The sequence below is a fragment of the Jutongia huaianensis genome (genome assembly GCF_014384985.1).
GTDB classification, from domain to species: Bacteria; Bacillota; Clostridia; order Lachnospirales; family Lachnospiraceae; genus Jutongia; species Jutongia huaianensis.
Genome location: NZ_JACRSX010000003.1, coordinates 167,451 through 185,007 on the forward strand (window position 1 = coordinate 167,451; position 17,557 = coordinate 185,007).

The window sequence follows — 17,557 nt, forward strand, 5'->3', positions numbered from 1 at the left end:
CTACACGGAAACCTTTACCTTGCTGCCTTCCTGAAAGAAGAACTCATATTTCTTTGCACCAAGCACCGTCACTTCCGCAAGGACAAGCTGTGCGATCTCCGGGACGAATCTGGTAAGAGGTTCATTTCCCACGGCTTCCATCATCTGCCCCGCCCTGATCTTTTCAAGCGGTGTCCCGTCCGACTTCATCTGCTGCCATCTTTCCATATGCTTATCCCTGTCTGCCACCAGTCTGTTGAATGCTTTTACAAATCCCTTTTCAAGGTCTGCATTATCAACGTAGGCATTCGTGCATGCCACTTTCCCATCTTTCCTGTGGTTCTTGCACTGCCACTGTACGATTCCCCTTGATCTCCATGAATGTCTCGTGAACAGGCTTCCGCATTCCTCGCAGAACACCTTCTCACAGAACGGCATGCAGTCCGCACCGTAACTGTACCTGTCCGTGCCGTGCGCTTCCATGAACCGTTCCCTGCGTTCAAATTCTTCCTGCACCGCATTCCATGTCTGCTTATCTATGATCCCCTTATGGCTGTCCTTTACATAGACCTGCGCTATCTCACCGTTGTTTTTAACCTGTCTCTTGGTAAGGAAATCTGCCGTATAGGTCTTCTGCAGAAGCGCATCGCCCATATGCTTTTCCTGTTTCAGGATACCCACGATTGTGCTTGGATACCATTTCGTCTGTCCGTTGCATCCCGGAACCTTCTCTTCCGTCAGTTCCTTTGCGATCTGTGCCGGATTGATGCCGATAAGGAAATCCCTGTAGATGCGTCTTACCGTTTTTGCCTGTTCCTTATTGATGACCAGCTTACCATTCTCATCTTTATCATATCCTAAGAATTTGAATGTATTCAGATGCATCTCACCATTCTTGAATTTGGTGCGGATGCCCCATTTGCAGTTCTCCGAAATATTTCTTGACTCATCCTGGGCAAGCGAGCTTAATATCGTGAATAGAAGCTCGCCCGTGGAATCAAGGGTGTTGATGTTTTCCTTCTCGAATATGATGCCGATTCCAAGGTTCTTTAATTTTCTGGAATATGCCAGACAGTCCTGCGTGTTTCTGGCAAAACGGCTGATGGACTTTGTAATGACAAGGTCTATCTTACTGCTTTCGCAGTCTGCGATCATCCTTTTGAACTGTTCCCTTTTCTTTGTGTTGGTTCCTGAAATACCCTCATCCGCATAGATGCCCGCCATTTCATAATTTTCATGGTCATTGATATATTTAGTGTAATAATCGACTTGTGCTTCAAAGCTGTGGAGCTGGTCTTCCTGATCCGTGGAAACACGGCAGTAGGCTGCCACCCTTATCTTCTTTTCCTGTACCGCCCTGCGTCCTGTTTCACGCTGTCGGTTTCTTGCTGGTATAACTGTAACGCTTCTTGCCATTCTTATCATCCTTTCTCTGAATATAAATATCTTTTTTGATTTCTCCCCATCCCCTGATAACGGAGTCAGGTATCCTTGTCCCCCTGCAGAATGCCACTCCTTTCCGTTTTGCCCCGTTGCATATCCATATGACCTTATGGCTTTTCGGATTTACATGGCGGACCAGTCTGCTTCCGCAGAGTCCGCAGAATATCTTCTTTCTGTACGGATATGCTTCTTCCGTATTTTCCGGTATTGCTTCTGGCACTTTCTTCTTATGCCTTCTTTTCCATGAGCTCTCCTTCAGATAGGTGAATTCCTTTGTACCCTTTACGGAAGGTTTCTCATCAATATACATATTCCCGTCAAAATGCCATGCTTTCCGAAGCACCCCGTCCGGAATGTTTATCCCTTCGCAGAATGATTTCCCATGCCGCTTTGTACCGCTGCACCCCCAGTTCAGTCTGTTGCCGTTACTATAGATGCGTCTATAAAGCGGATGTCCGCATTTTGCACAGAATATCCTGTTCATGTATGGGTAGTTCTCTTCCGTAAAATCTTCAATAACAGATCCTTCTGCAAGGTAATCCCGCTTTGCTTCAATGGCATCCTGTGCCTTCTGCCAGAGTTCGGGGGAAACAATTGCTTCATGGTCATCCTCGATATACCATGCATCTACTTCTCCCCTGTTTCTCACCAATTTTCTTTCTTCATTCACAAAATGCTTATGCATGATGTAATCACCCTTGTAGATCTCATTTTCAATAAGACGGAACACCGTGCTGTCGATCCATTCTGCACCGCCTATGGTCTTTACCTTGTTTTCATTCAGATACCGTTTGATTGATGCAGGAGTATATCCGTCTGCTGCCATCTCATAGATCTTTCTTACCCATGCTGCTTCCTCTTCGTCTGCAATATAGACTCCCCTTTCGTCTTTCGTATATCCAAAAGAACGCTCAAGGTACTGTACCGGAATACCTGCCTCGTACTTTCTCTGGTACACCATCTTTGCACCAACGCTTCCGCTCTCACTTTCTGCCTGTGCAAATGCAGCAAGGATCGTAAGCATCAGCTCGCCTTCCCCCGACAGGGTATTGATATTCTGAAGTTCAAAAAAAACACCTACATTCAGTTCTTTCAGCTTTCGTGTAGCTTCCAGAACGATTGAGGTGTTTCTTGCAAAACGTGATACCGATTTTGTTAATATAAGGTCTATCTTTCCTTTTTGTGCATCAGCAAGCATCTTCTGCAGACCGGGTCTTTTTTCCTTGAACCCTGATATGGCAAAGTCACTGTAGACTCCGGCATATTCATAAGCCGGGTTCGCTTTTATGACAGTTTCATAATGCCTTATCTGGTTTTCCAGTGAATTTTCCTGTTCATCTGCATCCGTTGATACACGGCAATAAGCACATACCCTTAGTTTTCTCTTCTGTTCCCTGTTTCCTTCCCTGATCTGAATTTCCACAAGCCATGCCTCCTTTCGTTTTGGTAGTCTATATATCACTCTGAAAGCCAATAATAGCAAGTGTTTTCTCGGATACCTTTCACCTTTTTATCCTTGGCATAAACTGAAAAAAATACGGCTGACAGCCATTCCTGACCATCAGCCATATCCTTATCCTAAAAGCTCGTTTACCCTTTTCTGCACTGCGGAATAATCGTATCCGGCAGCACTGATTCGGTTCTTACGCTCCGTTCCGTTTCCCCAGTCACCATGAATGACTTCCCTTGCGATCTCATCCACGGATTTCTTGGATGGCGAGAGCTTTTTATTCACGATGCTCTGGATGGCAGAATAATCATATCCCGCCTGAGACAGACGGTTCTGTCTTTCCGTGCCATTCCCCCACTTTCCGGCAATGACCTCTGCTGCGATCTCCTCGTTTGATTTCTTTGCCGGAGCACTGCTGTTTCCCTTCGCATAACCATTCAGTCCTGCTGCCTTGATCTTTGCCGGGAAATCCACATAGCAGTAATCCTGATCACAGGTCTGTCCGTTAATCTTATTACTGCGGATAAGGTTCGTCTCACCGCCAAACTGCCAGATCTGTGTTTCCGCACCGCTTGCTGGGGACGGCTTGCTCTTTCCCCATCTGGCAACCCAGTGGGTGTAGCGAGTAAGCTCCACATCGTTCATCTCGCTGTTAAAAAATGACTCGGATGAATAAATACCGACCCAGTATCCGGCTGCTTCCACTTCTGAACAGAATGCCTTGATGATCTGTGTCAGTGTGTTCCTGTCATTCTTTGTGATCATGCTTCCTTCCACATCATAAAAAACAGGATATTCAAACTTCTTCCCCTTAAGGAGTGAAAGGAAATATCCTGCCTCTTTCTTTGCTTCTGCAGTACTTCTGGCATTTCCATAAAAATATGCCCCTTTCGGAAGTCCGCATTCCACGCATTTCTTATAGTTTGCCTCAAACTGGCTGTCCTTATAAAGCCCGGAATCAGCACCTCCGGCTTTGATAATGGCAAACTCAACGCCTTCCTTACTCTTAGCCCTTGCAAAGTCAAAACTGCCCTGCCATCTGCTTACATCAATTCCAAATCTCTGACTCATAATATGATCCTCCAATTCTTTGTAATAAAATAGGGAAGGTGCTACCCTTCCCCGTTGTCTTTGTCATCTTCTGCCCTGTCATGGAGCTGTTCCAGAACGGCTTTTATCTTTGCCGGAACAGGCAGTCCCAGATGGGATGCATTCTCCAGAAGGGATATCCCTTCATTTGAGATGTAGAAGAAAATAGCTGCCGTCCGAAGCACGCTTCCGGTGCCGATGACATGTACATCCATAATGTTTGCAATGCCGACCATAAGGAAAATTAACACCTTACGGCAGATTCCCTTAAAACCGACTGCACTGGACAGCTTCTGGTCACTGATTGCACACATCACTCCCGTGATATAATCAATCACCACAAACGCAAGCAGCGCATAAAGCAGGCCGTCACATCCGCCAAGGAAATAGCCGAGCCATCCCCCGACTGCCGTAAATACAAACTGTACCGCATTCCAGAATTCCTTCATCGTCTTGTCCTCCTTTGATTTTTTGTATGAAAAAAGCAGCTAACCGTAATGGATAACTGCCGATTTCCGAAAATTATTTTATTGTTCCTGTAAGATATAGGTTATCTTCATTGTCTTATCTGCCGTCTTGGTAACCGGGGCATCAAGGTTATTGATGGTTGCCAGATAATTACACATCATGTACCAGCCGGACGTTGACCATGTGCCATAATCACAAAAGTAAATGAGTGGTTCATTTCTTACAGGAGTCACGCTCATCGTATAACTGGAATTAAACAATGTCTGTGTCTCCGGTGGCATAATCTCATTCGTTGCCAAATCCGCAATCAGAAGCTGTTCATAACTGTATTCGTAATAAACCCGTCCGTTGATCACGAACTTTGGCACGCCATTGATGTTGGTCACATTGGTCCGCTTCAGCTTTACAACATTGGCCGAATTCGTGATCTGGATTTTATACACATCATACGGGGCATCATATCCCCTCAGCAGAAGATAGCCTTCGGTAACGAACATTCCCCAGTTTCCTTCCGTCCTGAGATATTTATCCGTAGTGTTTGTAATTTCATACTGCTTGATTTTCCAAGTGTCCACTTTTATTTCCGTTATAAGAAACTTTCCCTCTGGGGCAGTCCTGCTGTTGCTGCTCGTGCAGATATACAGACAATCATTTGACGGATCATAATTATATGACCAGTAGCCTATCTGCAGTTCCGAGGATAGCTCCGCCAGTTCGATTTCTTCGATAAGCGGTTTCGTGGTATAAATATTATCAAGAATAGACACCGTCTTTAAAAATGCACGTCTTTTTGTGATGTGGATATGGTTCTTATCTGCCACCTTGAAATAATACACACAGTCCTTTGCCCTGTCGATTAGGAATATCAGCTCCGTTTTTCCAATCGTCATACCAGAATATCTGCTGCTCGTGCTTGCTCCTGTCCTGTCAGGGTACACATACTGAAGATTGTCTTCTGCAATGGACTGCATCAGTAAATTGTCCCTGATTGGACTGGTATTTTTACTGCCGTATGATGTAAGACCACCATTTCTGTGTGTAAGACAGATGCTGGCAATCGTGCCGTTCGCCTGACTGGTTGCAAAATCATATACATATTTCACATACCTGTCTTTCAGATTTACTTCCGATTCTGTCTGGTTGAATCCGCCACGGAAGGTATTCTTTGTGTTGTTCTGCATTCCATGTGAAGCACAGCCGACAAGGTTTGCATCTGCCGGGGGATAATATCCATCCGCATTCTCCGGTATCTCCCTGTCGAAGCACAGGATTCCTCCGAGCAGTTTTTCATAATACGGCACAAACTCATTTAAGAACCTGTTCGGTCTTTTGGAAAGTCCGAGCGGTTTCAGGATGTCCCTTAGTGCATTGGTGACCATATTGCTGTTCTGGTAAGTCTCCACCTCACCCGTATTTACATCAGTAAGTTCTATTCTTGTTGTTCCCTTGAGCATCGTCATCATCTCCATTTCTATAATTCATGATAAAGGATGTAAGCGTTGCATCGCCCGCAAGCCAGAAACGGAAGGTTATCGTCTTTGCTTCCAGCAGTCCGGCATACAATTCATCCAGATTCATGGTGAGAAAATCCGCCATCGGGGTTTCATCCGTAAAGGTCTCCCCGTCATAACTGTACTGTACCGTGATTTCTCCCTCATATTCTGCATTCAGTGCCTTGATTCCAATAACCGTGCCGTCCGAAAGATCCGCCATGCATTCAATATACTGCTTTGGCGGTGTTCCCGTGATCACGGCATTCAGAGGAAATGCCCTGCTGTCACTCCAGCTTAATACGGAAGGAAGTATCAGCCCTTTTATCAGATTCCACTCCGGCATCTTTGCAAATCCATATTTTTTAAACAAAAGTGCATTGACTTCTGTTTCTTCCAGTCCGACAAGCACATCCGCTGTTTCTGACAGCTCCTCATTTATGATCTGGTTCTCCACCGTATACAGTTTTCCGTCCCCGTCTTTTATGAGGAGTTTAAACGGGACCAACAGGTCAATCGGTGTGTATTTCACTTCAAAGGTCTTACTGTCCGCATAATACTGGAAAGTAATATCCGGGGAAGCTGCATCGGGCTTTGTGAAAGTATAGTTCTTGTCTGCACTAAACCCAAAACCGCCATCATAGCACTGGACAGGAACAGAAATCATATGAAGGGAAATATCCCCCGTGTCCCAGAACAGGAGGTCATACTTTAGCTGGTAGTCCGCCCCGGATGCATTGTAATGCGACCATCCTTCCCACCGTATTTTCAGGAAACGGTAATAACTGTATAAAGTCCCTTCTTCCCTGTAAAGCGATCTCATTCTGGTATCACGGTTATCCACTTTAAGGTGCGTGGCATCACTGCCGATTCCCCAGTAAGAATCACCATGTGCATAAATATACGGCACGGCTTTTCCGAGGAACGTGAAAAAATCCGCACCGCTCACGGTAAGCGTACCGCCATCATAGTTGTTGCTGTCCTGTAACAGACAGGTCATGTTGGTGATACCGGCCGAAAAAATATCATTTATATTGTCATAGTTCATAGTGTAAATTCCACTCCTTTCACTCCGTCAAAGCCGGATATATCAACCGTTGTCCTTTCCAGAAAACCTTCATCCACTTCATCCGTCACGGCTTCCTGTGTCTGTTCAGTTACTGCTTTCAGTTCAAAGAACCCGTTTTCAACGGTAATGGTATCTGGAAATTTAACGGAAGTCTCTGCCGTAGTGATTACAAACTGCGGACGGACTGCTGCGGTATAACCATTGACTTCCACCCCGTCCACCCTTGTGAAGTATGAAATATCGATCACGAGGTCTTCTGCATATCCGTGATCGAGGGATTCCGGTCCTGACTTCTGTACATACCGTTTCCGCAGCATGAACCGTTCTTCCGTATTGACCGTGATATATCCGTTATAATTCGGATTTCCCCGCACGCTTGTAAGTACAAAGGTTCGGAGGATCTCCGTGATCCATGCACGATCCGTAAATGCATCCGCTTCATAGTTCTGGTCAGCAATCGGAATATTTCCGATTGTCTGTGTCAGTCCCTGTGTCTTTTTGGACGGGAATGTTACGGATGCCGTATCCTTAAACACATCAGCCACAAACGGTACATCCGTAATGCTGATATTTCCAATATTCTCATTGATATTGATGCGTCCATTCCAGTCTCCCAGTCCTGCTGCGAGTCCCTGACCACTGATGGTTGCCCTGATCTGTGCCTCACCGATCTTTGCGCTCCCTGATGATATCTTTAGATACATGGAAAATGTATTTGAACTGTTCTCTATGACCTTTGATATCGGAAAAAACAATGTCATAATATGCTTTCCATACAGACAGGTCTTTGTCGGCATAAAGGTATCAATGGTTTCATTATTTATTTTGTATATGATGGAAAGCTCCGGAAGTTCCGGCTCTGGGTTTTCTTCTTCCGTTTCTCCATCTGCAGTGGCATCCTCCGGCTTTATTACTTCGAGAAGCATCTCGCACTGGAACGCTGCCGTTGTGTCCTCCGTTGCAGTAAAATCAATATCCATAACATTCGTCAGTGGCTGTCCTATTTCAAACGGGGCAACATTTACAAAGTTATAAATAATGGTCCTTCCGCTTTCCACGGAATTGATAAGACCCGTAATGTTCTTATCGTTCTTGCTCTTGGCAGATGCAAGTCTCGGATTTTTACCCACGCATTTCAGTGTCGTCTTTCCGTAGATCTTACACTCGATGCTTGTAATGCAGCTTATTTTTGTTTCGTCTGCATGACCGCCTGAGAACTTAAGGATATCACCGACTTCCATTGCCGGATTTCCTATGGTGTTACTGTCAAACGGGACATAATTTATCTTCTGCAGTGCCGTCAGGATTTCCCGCAGGATTTTCTCCCTTACGGATTTCAGTCCGAACTGAAGAAGCGGATTGATACCGAGGTTCATTGTAAGGGCATCATCCTTTTCCATTGCAATATACTCTGCCGTCTGGCTGATCTGGTTCGTGGATGACACGGCAGTATATCTTGTAACAAAATCCGAATAACTGCTGTCAAACCTTTCCTTCTGCTCCACATTCCATACGGACTCATTTCCATATCTTTTGAGAACCAGTTTTCCATACCGGTCTATCTGGCAGAAACAGCCTACCACCTGTGCCACATAAAAGATCAGATCACGGAATGTTTCCATGTCATTATCAGAATAAACACCGAGGGTGGTTTTTCCATTTGGGAGGGCGTTGATCTCCGCAACCGTCTGTGCCAATTCAACCTTACATGCATCACACGCAGCCTTTAGAAACTGATATGGCGTTCCGCTTGAAGAATCCAGCTTCAGCGTTTTTTCAAACCGGAGCATATGATCATAGCCTTTCAGTTCCAATGTCCGTACCTTCCTGTTTGCTTCGGAGATCTCATAAATTCCCATCGGTATGGTCTCTTTTGTCCCATCCAGAAGTGTCAGGCGGTAATAAAGCCTTACCTCTGCATCCTCAAGGGTATAACGGTCGATTTCCGAAAACAGGCTGATTCCCATTTCAGCAGCATAAACCGTTCCGAGTTCTATCTCCGTATTACTGCAGCACTGCCACTTTATGTAGCCGGAACCTTTCACGATATCCTTAGCCGTAAACGGATATTCCTTTCCGGCTTTTGTCGTGATGGTCCCGTACCATTCATATTTTCTTGTATTCTGCCTTACGGCATTCTTGAATTTTTCTGATACCTCAAACACCGTATCCGCCTCCTACATTTCTTTCAGGGAAAAAGATACCGTCCACAGACCTTTGTATGATGTATCCTTTTCCAGCTTTGCCTTAAATCCAGTAATATACATTTCTGCTTCTTTTAAGTCCAAGGTTTCCGTATCGAAATATTCCACTGCGATCTTCGGCAGTTTGGAATATACCGTCAGAAGTTTTACCCACTTCGGTGATACTGAAAAAGAGACGGAAATGTCTGCCACTCCCGTCCTTACCACATCCCTCTGTGTTGTTCCGGCTTCCGTTTCCCCGCCGGAATCTGCCTCTACATCGGAAAGTCCCACGTCATAAGAATCCGGCTTTGGAAGGGAACGGCCGTTAAAAACAAGATACTGTATATATGCCATGCTATCTTCCTCCGCTTCTTAAATTTGCCCTCTGCTGTGCCGATACAATAACCTCATCGAGCATCGTACCGCCCAGATATACAGGAATGACAATGTCACCGCTGTCTCCCTTAACATCCCGGATTGCAGAAGTAATTGCAGAAAGCATTCCTGAAATGCTTTCCGTCTGCTGTGCCGTAGGGTTTCCTGTCATGTTTTCCACCCCGCTGACCTTTGGATTGATGACCATGTCGGAAGAAACCCCGCTGACTGCTTTCTGGATCATTCCACGGCTCTTTTCGATTCCCTTGGCAAGTCCGCCCATAAAGTCAGGCATCCATGATTCATAATCAGTAAGAGGGCCTTCATCCGGCACGGAGAAGTGAAGGAATGACTTGATCTTGTCAGCCACACTCTTTACTGCATCCCCGACTGCACCGATGCAGCTCCTGATGCCGTTTACGATTCCCATGATGAGATCCTTACCCCATGTAAATGCCTGTGAAGCCAGACCCGTGATGTAGCTCTTTACATTGGAAAATCCTGATTTTACGGCATTTAAGACATTTCCCATTGCCCCCTTCACTGCATTTACGATTCCATTAAATACGGATGTGACTGCACCCTTGATTGCACCAAGAACCGTGGAGATGGTGGACTTGATGGTGTTCCAGATAGTGGAAATGGTGCTCTTTATCGTATTCATTATCGTGGTAATGGAATTTTTGACTGCAGTGAAATCTCCCGTGATCAGTCCCTTGATTCCGCTTACCACTGCACTGATGATCGTCTTTATTGCATTCCATACCGTGGAAAAGATGGTCTTTATCGCATTCAGAACTGTGGTAATGACCGTTTTTATCGTATTCCACACGGTCGTGATAACCGTCTGGATAATGGTAAGCACCGTCTGGATAATGGTCTTATAGATATTGAAATACGTTGTGACCAGAGTTTTTATCACATTGAAAACTGTAGTAAACACGCCCTTGATTGCATTCCAGATCGTAGTAATGACGGTCTTTATTACATTGAATACCGTTTCAATGATGGTTTTATACAGATTGAAATAAGTGGTTACCAGCGTTTTTATCACTTCAAACACGGTCGAGAATATCATCTTGATTGCTTCCCATACCTGTGAAAAGAACGCTTTTATGGCATTCCATACCGTGATGGCTACCTGTTTTACATTCTCCCAAAGGTCTATCCAGAACTGACGGAATCCATCGCAGTTATTCCACAAATAAATAAAAGCAGCCACAAGAGCTGCTATTGCTGCAATGATAAGAACGATTGGATTTGCAAGCATTGTAGTATTAAGTGCTGCAAATGCTCCTTTTACCGTATTGATGACTCCGGCAATCTTCGGAACGATTGTCATGATCGTGCCGACTGCGGATATTACCTTGCCGATCACGATAAGAACGGGGCCGAGTGCTGCTGCCAGAAGTGCAATCGTAACGACCGTCTTTTTTGTTCCCTCGCTCAGTCCATTCAGCCAGTCAACAAACTTCTGTACCCATCCGACTATCTGTTTAATGGCCGGCATCAGGAGTTCTCCAAATGAAATAGCCAGGCCTTCCAGTGCTGACTTTAAGATGGTGATCTGTCCCTGTAAGTTATCAAGCTGTGTATCTGCCATTTGCTGTGCAGCACCACCGCTGTCCGTGATGGACTTCTGTAAACTGTCCCATGTTTCTCCCGTATTGGCAAGCAGGGCATTTACGGAAGAAAGGTCTGTCTTATTGAAAATGGTGCTGATGATATTTGACTTCTCAGCAGATGTCATTCCATCCATGCTCTTATTGAGGTCACCAAGAATATCATTCATTGACCGCATGTTTCCTTCAGAATCATATACGGAAAGTCCGAGGGCTTCCATCTGGGCTGCTGCCTTATCCGTAGGATTCTGTAAGGACAGGATAATATTACGGAGGTGTGTACCGCCTTCTGCACCCTTGATACCATTATTTGCAAGAATACCAAGTGCGGTATTCAGTTCTGCCGTACCGCCCTTGATGGATTTTGCAGTCGCACCAATGGTAAGGATTCCTTCGCCAAGCTGTGCAACCGATGTGTTCGTGGTAGATGCCGTCTTTGCCATCTGGTCTACCATTGTTTCTGCTTCATCCACACCCATTCCAAGGGCAGACATCGCATCCGTTACCATGTCCGAAGCATCAGCAAGGGCAATATCTCCGGCTGCTGCCAAGTTAAGAACGGTCGGCAGTGTATCACACATCTGCTGTGTATCGTATCCGGCAAGGGCGAGGTAATTCAATGCTTCCGCACACTCAGATGCGGAAAAGGCCGTCTCTGCACCCATCTTCTTTGCCAGCTTTGAAAGGGTATCCATCGTATTTACCGACTGCCCGTTGACCTTGGACATAGAATCTTTGGTGATTCCCATTGTTGCCTGTACCTGTGACATGGAAGATTCAAAGTTGGCTGCGGTCGTTACGGATGCCGTACCCAGTGCAGTCACTCCGGCTGTTACCGGGAGAAGCTTTTGCCCGGCAGAGGAAATGTTGTCCCCAACCGTCTTTAACTTCTCGCCCGTTGTTGCAATTTTCTGTACTGCCGTTGCCGACTGGTTGGCCTGTGTTTCCAGATTCTTTAAGTCCTGTTCCGTTTCCACGATTTCCCTTTGAAGGGCATCATACTGTTCCTGTGAGATCTCGCCATTGGCAAGTGCAGTATTCGCCTGTTCTGCTGCCGTCTTCAGGGTTGCCAGTTTCTCTTTTGTCTCACCGACCGCTTCCGCAAGCAGCTTATGCTTCTGTGCCAGAAGCTCCGTATTTCCCGGATCCAGTTTCAGAAGTTTATTTACATCCTTAAGCTGTGACTGGGTAGACTTAATCTGTCCGTTCACGCCTTTAAGTGCATTCTGCAGTTTGGTTGTATCACCACCAATTTCTACCGTGATACCCTGAATACGGCTTGCCATTCCTCTCACCTCCTCCTAAAAATGGGTACAAAAAAAGGAGCATTTCTGCTCCGTAATAAAATAAAAACACCCGCCATTTCTGACGGATGTCCTATGTAATATTATAAAATTGTCAGTGTTGCAAACTTGAATTTGTCTTTATCTTATTTATCAAAATACTTATCACAGTATTCAAGTGATAGATTGATAAACTCCTGCAATTTATCAATATCATTATACATTCCATGGTTCGATTTTGGAAATTCAACATAATCGTATGGCACACCATTCTCTTTCAATGCATCTATTAAAGGGTATTTAAGTTGAGTCGGCACACAATGGTCGATTAGTCCATACCCCATCAAGGTCGGCACCGAGTTTGCATCCACCAAATATGTAGGCGAAACAGAGTAAATATACGGAAGATACTCTTTTGATGCCATCATTTCATCTGTAATTCTAACCCCTGTCATCATGGTTGCAAAATCCGCATCTGTGGTTATATGGTCTATCGATTTCAGCAAACTCCAATCGGATGGCTCAAATGAAGCAGGACCTGCGAGTTGAAAGACAAACTTTACTGGGATTGCAGAAATGTCAGCATTTTTATATGCATAGTTCATCGCAAGTGTTCCACCTGCTGACACCCCACAGGTAGCCATTTGTGTTAAATCAATTCCAAGCTGCGATGCCTGCTCCTTGATTGCGGCAACACAGCTTAGAATTTCTTCATTCATTAACTCAAGACTGGCGTTGAGTAATTCTTCTTCACTTTTTCCCTTCTTTGATTGCAATGTATAATCAACCGTTGCTGTTACGTATCCTTTTGACGTATAATATTTGCACCACGCATCGCCATCTTCTTTGCTCCCGGAATTAAAACTTCCTCCGTGTATATAAAGAATCAGGCATTTTGACTCTGGCGTATCAAGATTTTTCGGCACATATAAATCATATTTGTGGTCGCTCGGATTTTCATAATCAAGATTTTCATACACACATCCTACTGTATCATTCCATTCAACTTGGATAAGCTTCATCGGTAAAGACCCAAGACGTTGAATGTTGATGAGCATACCCACAATAAAGGATACAACAAACAGAAATATCAACATACCTATTTTACGATTTTTATTTGTACTGAACATGACATTTCTCCTTATATGATGTGGTCTAAAACAAGTTTTCCGGTAATACCACCAAGTATTACACCGGCGATAATAACTCCACAACTAAGGAGAACCCATGCTAAAATTTGTTTCTGTTTTGTATTCATACTTATTTATCTCCTCAATTTCAGATTGTCATTTCTGCAATACTATCACTTAATTGTCATCAAGTTTCTTTGACAAATTTCGATTTGTAGCTGAGAATATCCCAGCCTTTTTCTGTAGATAAGTATAACAGAAAAAGACTGTTCTCTCAATCAGAATCGGTCGAAGTCTTCCTGTGTGGCAAGCTCAGCATACTTATAATCATCGTTCCGGCTCTCGCTGTACATATCATTGATAAGGCCTATCGACAGCATATCAAGATCTGCCATCGATAAACCTAACTGCACGCATCGCAACAGAAACAGTGGGGTTGTCATTTCACGCTCTGTCGGACGAAGTTTTTTTTAGCTTCCACATCCGTTTTTACATTCAGTCCCCACAGTTCAATAAGCTGCGGAAGGACCTGATAAATTGAAAATGTATTGAAATTATCGAGCCACTCTTCCGGTGTGTCCGGAATGCTTGGATCCGCATGCTTGGCCATAATAAATGCTATATTTTCGAACATCTCAAGAGAAAACATATCAAGGTTTGATGATTCCTCTTTTCCATCTCCAATACTCTTTTCAAGCACTGCCAGATCCTTATAAATATCCCTCTGGAACTTTAATCTGTAGATTCTTGGAATGGCTGCACTTGCCTTGAATGCAACCATCTGTCCGTCAATTTCTATATCCTTTCTGATACCCATGTCTTAGTCCTCCCTATGATACACTCTTGGTTGATTTTGCTGACTGCTGCTCCAGTGCCGGAGTTGCAGCCGGAAGATACACACTCTTATACCAGTTGTTATAAACTGTATCTGTCGTGGAATCTCCTGTCTTTGCCTTGACATATCCGTCTGCCATTGGTCTTGCCTTTACTGTCAGTGTTTCTGTCTGCACTTCCTTATCTTCTTCATTAGTCTTTGACTCAATGGTCGGACGGGATGCGGAACAGTTATAAAGTACATGACGGATCTTACGGATATCACCATCAAATTCAAAAAGAAGTGCAAAGCTTCCTGTTTCGGAATTTGCATTCTCCACAAGCACCTTATTGGCATCCTGTTCCTCTTTTAAGATATCCGTTCTGAACGATTCCGGGATCATGGCAAGTTCAAGGTCACCATCATATCCCTGATTGTTGTTGATTACATAATACTCAATACCATCTGCATAAAATGATTCCGGCTCTCCTGTCGGATCCATGCTGATGGATACTGCACCGGGCATTGGTACAGGTGTTCCAAAACTGACCGTGCCTTCCTCTGCAACCGTAATCGGTGCGTAATGCACATTGCAGATATTAAATTTGACTTTGTTCTTTTTATTAGCCATCTTCTATACCTCCATCTGATAAAGCACCTCATACAGATTTTCAGTTTCTATCCATACTTCGCTTTTTTCATAAAAAATACCGTGCAGATCAAGCACGGCTTCTACTGTAAATTCCAGTTCCGGATTTTTCAAATCCGTATAAATTTCTATATTCAGACGGCTGGATTTATAATATACCCTACCGTCTGCCGGGAAATTGCTGCTTCCCGGATAAAGAAATACTGCAAAAGGCGGTTCCGGGGATTCGCCTTCCACAAAATGGTCATAAGCAAACGGAAGATTCATTTCTTCCATCATTGCCACAACTTCTTCATATGTCATGAACGCAGCCCCCTTTCAATCTTCTGCATAAGCTCCCTGTTTCCTTTTGCCTCTGCCGGAGCAATATGCTCCCTTCCGGCTACCCTGCCGCCGCCCCGCTTTGCATGGCCGTGCTCCAACAGGTGGGCAATCTGGTATCTGTCCTTGGAATGGACAGTCATCGTGATGGAATTGCTGCTTTCCGCTGTCTTTTTCACGGTCCAGCTCTTTTTGTACCGGCCGGTACGCTTTGGGGCATTTGCCTGAATGTCTTTCTTTACCGTCTTGGATACATCTTTTACCGCATCCTTGACCGTATCCGTTGCAAGGTCTGCATACTCTTTGAGTCCGTCCATGATTGCATCCGCAAGACCGTCAACGGTCGTTCTTCTCTCTGCCATTCCATCACCTCTTTATCAGGGCAGCCCTTATCCTTACCGATTTGTTTTTGTACTGCACGTTATCAACGAATGTAATATTATAAAGTCTTCCACGGAAAACTATGCGGTAATGCTCCGTGTCAAGTCCTGACACCTCACTGCAGTACCGGATAATAAAATCCAGTTCTGTTTCCGCATTGACCTGTTTTGCTTCCCAGTATTCCTTACCGGACAGGTTGTTCGCATAGGAAAAACACTTATAATAATCTTCCCACACAAGCATGTGGTTTCCATTCTTATCCTTTTGGGTACTGCTTTTCTGTATCGTGATCCTCTCACGCATGAGTTCAATCATCAGAATCTCTCCTTCCTGATCCCAAAGAGCAAATATTTCAGTGTTTCCGTCATTGCCTTATGATCGGCTTCTTCCCTGTGCTCATACAGATAAGCAATAGCATACAGTTCCGCAGTACGGATAAGTGCCTCATGCCGTTTCAGTCCTGCCCGTGTACGTCTTGTCACATTTAAGATCAGGCTTTCGGATGTCTCCATCAGACGGAGGATGAGATCATCCTCGTCTGACGAATCGACCCTGAGATAACCTTTGGCTTCCTCAAGCGTTACGAACATCCGTCCACCTACTTTCCGGCAGCCTTGATATCAAGTGTCTTGACTGCCTCGGAAAGGATCAGCTTGCCGTCCACACGCTCGGAAGCAAGGAATCCGACCTGACCAGTTGTAGCATAAAGCTCATTCAGTCTCTTGAAACTTCTGCCCTGACGGTCAGCGATCCAGTAATAACTGTAATCACCAAATGCCATGACACGGCTTCCTGCTGCAAGCTCCGGCACATAAATGGATGTGCGGTACGGACGGTTGAGGATCCTGTCCGGCTCTCCTTCCCTCACGGACGGCTGCCAGATATAATTTCCATTTCCATCCTTCAGCTTTCTGATTGCCTTTACGGTCGAATCATTAAGAAGCCATACTGCCTTGTTACGGTATGGAGCACGCAGGGAGTAATAAAGATCCATGACATCATCAAATGTAATGGAAGTATTATTGGCAGTAACCCCTGTCTCTGCACCGCCTGTGGCATTGAAGATTCCGGTAGGTTTTCCCTTGCCGTCACCGATAAAGAATGCCTCCTCTTCCTTTGTACCGATTCTTCTTCCAAACTCCCTTGAAATATACTGCTCAATATTGAACACGCTGTCATTTAAGAGTTCATCTGACACCTTGATCATGGTTGCCAGCTTAAAGGCACTGATAGTTGTCTGTCCGAAACTGTCATCGGATTCAGGGAACTGACCGCCCTCATCGATCCATGCTGCCTCACCCTTGGATGTAACGATTGGGATCTTACGATCACCGCTCGATGTCTTGATGACGGTTGCAAGGTTACGGAAGAATACCTCCTCTTCCAGTGCTTCCACCAGTTTCTTCTCGTACTCATCCGGTACGAGATAACCGCCCTCGGAATCCGTGCCGATGGTAAGGGCATTCTGTACTTCATAGGACAGCACCTTGTTTCTCATGCCGTTCCAGAACGCTTTTCTGTACTCATCGGTTGCCCTTCCTGTCTTTGTATCACCATCAGTCTTTGCATTCGGCTGGTTGGTGATCGGTGTGCTTGTTGCCTTTGCAAGCTCTGCATCGATGACAGCCTGTCTTTCCAGTCTCTCGATCTCTTTTCCGAGATTTACGACATCTGCTTCCATCTTGTCGTAGGTTGCTGCATCCTCAGCGGACACAAAGCCTTCCTGTGTTCTCTTGGCATCGAGAAATGCCTTTGCTGCTTCCCATGCCTTTGCTCTTTTTTCTCTTAATTCTAAAATCTTACTCATC

At 44.9% G+C, this 17,557-nt stretch carries 17 protein-coding genes; all 17 read right to left on the bottom strand.

The window, feature by feature from the left end:
• The gene (locus H8704_RS04240; protein WP_249297458.1) at positions 1 to 1,395 is read right to left on the bottom strand and encodes a recombinase family protein; all 1,395 of its coding nucleotides are present in this window, start codon (positions 1,393 to 1,395) and stop codon (positions 1 to 3) included.
• Positions 1,349 to 2,845 (bottom strand): recombinase family protein, encoded by a 1,497-nt coding sequence (locus tag H8704_RS04245; RefSeq protein ID WP_249297459.1) that lies wholly within the window; start codon positions 2,843 to 2,845, stop codon positions 1,349 to 1,351. The genes H8704_RS04240 and H8704_RS04245 overlap by 47 nt, the downstream gene beginning before the upstream one ends.
• 150 nt (positions 2,846 to 2,995) lie before the next feature.
• A complete protein-coding gene (locus tag H8704_RS04250) occupies positions 2,996 to 3,943 on the bottom strand; it encodes a GH25 family lysozyme (protein WP_249297460.1) in 948 nt (315 codons plus the stop codon).
• Between the two features lie 41 nt (positions 3,944 to 3,984).
• On the bottom strand, positions 3,985 to 4,410 hold the full coding sequence (locus tag H8704_RS04255) for a phage holin family protein (RefSeq protein WP_117781223.1): 426 nt from the start codon (positions 4,408 to 4,410) through the stop codon (positions 3,985 to 3,987).
• Between the two features lie 78 nt (positions 4,411 to 4,488).
• Complete coding sequence (locus H8704_RS04260) at positions 4,489 to 5,883, bottom strand: hypothetical protein (RefSeq protein ID WP_249297461.1); 1,395 nt, start codon at positions 5,881 to 5,883, stop codon at positions 4,489 to 4,491.
• Entirely contained in the window at positions 5,849 to 6,967 is a 1,119-nt protein-coding gene (locus H8704_RS04265; protein WP_249297462.1) for a hypothetical protein, read from the bottom strand. Before H8704_RS04265 ends, H8704_RS04260 begins: the two co-directional genes overlap by 35 nt.
• Entirely contained in the window at positions 6,964 to 9,153 is a 2,190-nt protein-coding gene (locus H8704_RS04270) for a hypothetical protein (RefSeq protein WP_249297463.1), read from the bottom strand. Before H8704_RS04270 ends, H8704_RS04265 begins: the two co-directional genes overlap by 4 nt.
• A gap of 12 nt (positions 9,154 to 9,165) precedes the next feature.
• Positions 9,166 to 9,528 (bottom strand): hypothetical protein, encoded by a 363-nt coding sequence (locus H8704_RS04275; protein ID WP_117781227.1) that lies wholly within the window; start codon positions 9,526 to 9,528, stop codon positions 9,166 to 9,168.
• 1 nt (position 9,529) lies between these two features.
• Complete coding sequence (locus H8704_RS04280) at positions 9,530 to 12,457, bottom strand: phage tail tape measure protein (protein WP_249297464.1); 2,928 nt, start codon at positions 12,455 to 12,457, stop codon at positions 9,530 to 9,532.
• 143 nt (positions 12,458 to 12,600) lie between these two features.
• Positions 12,601 to 13,584: an alpha/beta hydrolase gene (locus H8704_RS04285; RefSeq protein WP_117801562.1), complete on the bottom strand. Its 984-nt coding sequence runs from the start codon at positions 13,582 to 13,584 to the stop codon at positions 12,601 to 12,603.
• A gap of 439 nt (positions 13,585 to 14,023) precedes the next feature.
• Positions 14,024 to 14,401, bottom strand: a complete 378-nt coding sequence (locus H8704_RS04290; protein WP_117795903.1) for a hypothetical protein — start codon at positions 14,399 to 14,401, stop codon at positions 14,024 to 14,026.
• 13 nt (positions 14,402 to 14,414) lie between these two features.
• The gene (locus tag H8704_RS04295) at positions 14,415 to 15,029 is read right to left on the bottom strand and encodes a major tail protein (protein WP_117781604.1); all 615 of its coding nucleotides are present in this window, start codon (positions 15,027 to 15,029) and stop codon (positions 14,415 to 14,417) included.
• Between the two features lie 3 nt (positions 15,030 to 15,032).
• A complete protein-coding gene (locus H8704_RS04300; RefSeq protein WP_249297465.1) occupies positions 15,033 to 15,350 on the bottom strand; it encodes a hypothetical protein in 318 nt (105 codons plus the stop codon).
• On the bottom strand, positions 15,347 to 15,730 hold the full coding sequence (locus H8704_RS04305) for an HK97 gp10 family phage protein (RefSeq protein WP_249297466.1): 384 nt from the start codon (positions 15,728 to 15,730) through the stop codon (positions 15,347 to 15,349). Before H8704_RS04305 ends, H8704_RS04300 begins: the two co-directional genes overlap by 4 nt.
• 4 nt (positions 15,731 to 15,734) lie before the next feature.
• Complete coding sequence (locus H8704_RS04310; protein ID WP_249297467.1) at positions 15,735 to 16,064, bottom strand: phage head closure protein; 330 nt, start codon at positions 16,062 to 16,064, stop codon at positions 15,735 to 15,737.
• Entirely contained in the window at positions 16,064 to 16,339 is a 276-nt protein-coding gene (locus tag H8704_RS04315) for a head-tail connector protein (RefSeq protein WP_249297468.1), read from the bottom strand. The genes H8704_RS04310 and H8704_RS04315 overlap by 1 nt, the downstream gene beginning before the upstream one ends.
• 8 nt (positions 16,340 to 16,347) lie before the next feature.
• Positions 16,348 to 17,556, bottom strand: coding sequence for a phage major capsid protein (locus H8704_RS04320; RefSeq protein WP_117781601.1), 1,209 nt, complete (start codon positions 17,554 to 17,556; stop codon positions 16,348 to 16,350).
• Position 17,557: the final 1 nt, after the last annotated feature.

Bases quoted from the DNA above. Each gene is read 5' to 3' on its own strand.
- H8704_RS04240 (WP_249297458.1), bottom strand. From the start codon at position 1,395: ATGGCAAGAAGCGTTACAGTTATACCAGCAAGAAACCGACAGCGTGAA.
- H8704_RS04250 (WP_249297460.1), bottom strand. From the start codon at position 3,943: ATGAGTCAGAGATTTGGAATTGATGTAAGCAGATGGCAGGGCAGTTTT.
- H8704_RS04255 (WP_117781223.1), bottom strand. From the start codon at position 4,410: ATGAAGGAATTCTGGAATGCGGTACAGTTTGTATTTACGGCAGTCGGG.
- H8704_RS04260 (WP_249297461.1), bottom strand. From the start codon at position 5,883: ATGCTCAAGGGAACAACAAGAATAGAACTTACTGATGTAAATACGGGT.
- H8704_RS04265 (WP_249297462.1), bottom strand. From the start codon at position 6,967: ATGAACTATGACAATATAAATGATATTTTTTCGGCCGGTATCACCAAC.
- H8704_RS04275 (WP_117781227.1), bottom strand. From the start codon at position 9,528: ATGGCATATATACAGTATCTTGTTTTTAACGGCCGTTCCCTTCCAAAG.
- H8704_RS04280 (WP_249297464.1), bottom strand. From the start codon at position 12,457: ATGGCAAGCCGTATTCAGGGTATCACGGTAGAAATTGGTGGTGATACA.
- H8704_RS04285 (WP_117801562.1), bottom strand. From the start codon at position 13,584: ATGTTCAGTACAAATAAAAATCGTAAAATAGGTATGTTGATATTTCTG.
- H8704_RS04290 (WP_117795903.1), bottom strand. From the start codon at position 14,401: ATGGGTATCAGAAAGGATATAGAAATTGACGGACAGATGGTTGCATTC.
- H8704_RS04295 (WP_117781604.1), bottom strand. From the start codon at position 15,029: ATGGCTAATAAAAAGAACAAAGTCAAATTTAATATCTGCAATGTGCAT.
- H8704_RS04300 (WP_249297465.1), bottom strand. From the start codon at position 15,350: ATGACATATGAAGAAGTTGTGGCAATGATGGAAGAAATGAATCTTCCG.
- H8704_RS04305 (WP_249297466.1), bottom strand. From the start codon at position 15,730: ATGGCAGAGAGAAGAACGACCGTTGACGGTCTTGCGGATGCAATCATG.
- H8704_RS04310 (WP_249297467.1), bottom strand. From the start codon at position 16,064: ATGATTGAACTCATGCGTGAGAGGATCACGATACAGAAAAGCAGTACC.
- H8704_RS04315 (WP_249297468.1), bottom strand. From the start codon at position 16,339: ATGTTCGTAACGCTTGAGGAAGCCAAAGGTTATCTCAGGGTCGATTCG.
- H8704_RS04320 (WP_117781601.1), bottom strand. From the start codon at position 17,556: ATGAGTAAGATTTTAGAATTAAGAGAAAAAAGAGCAAAGGCATGGGAA.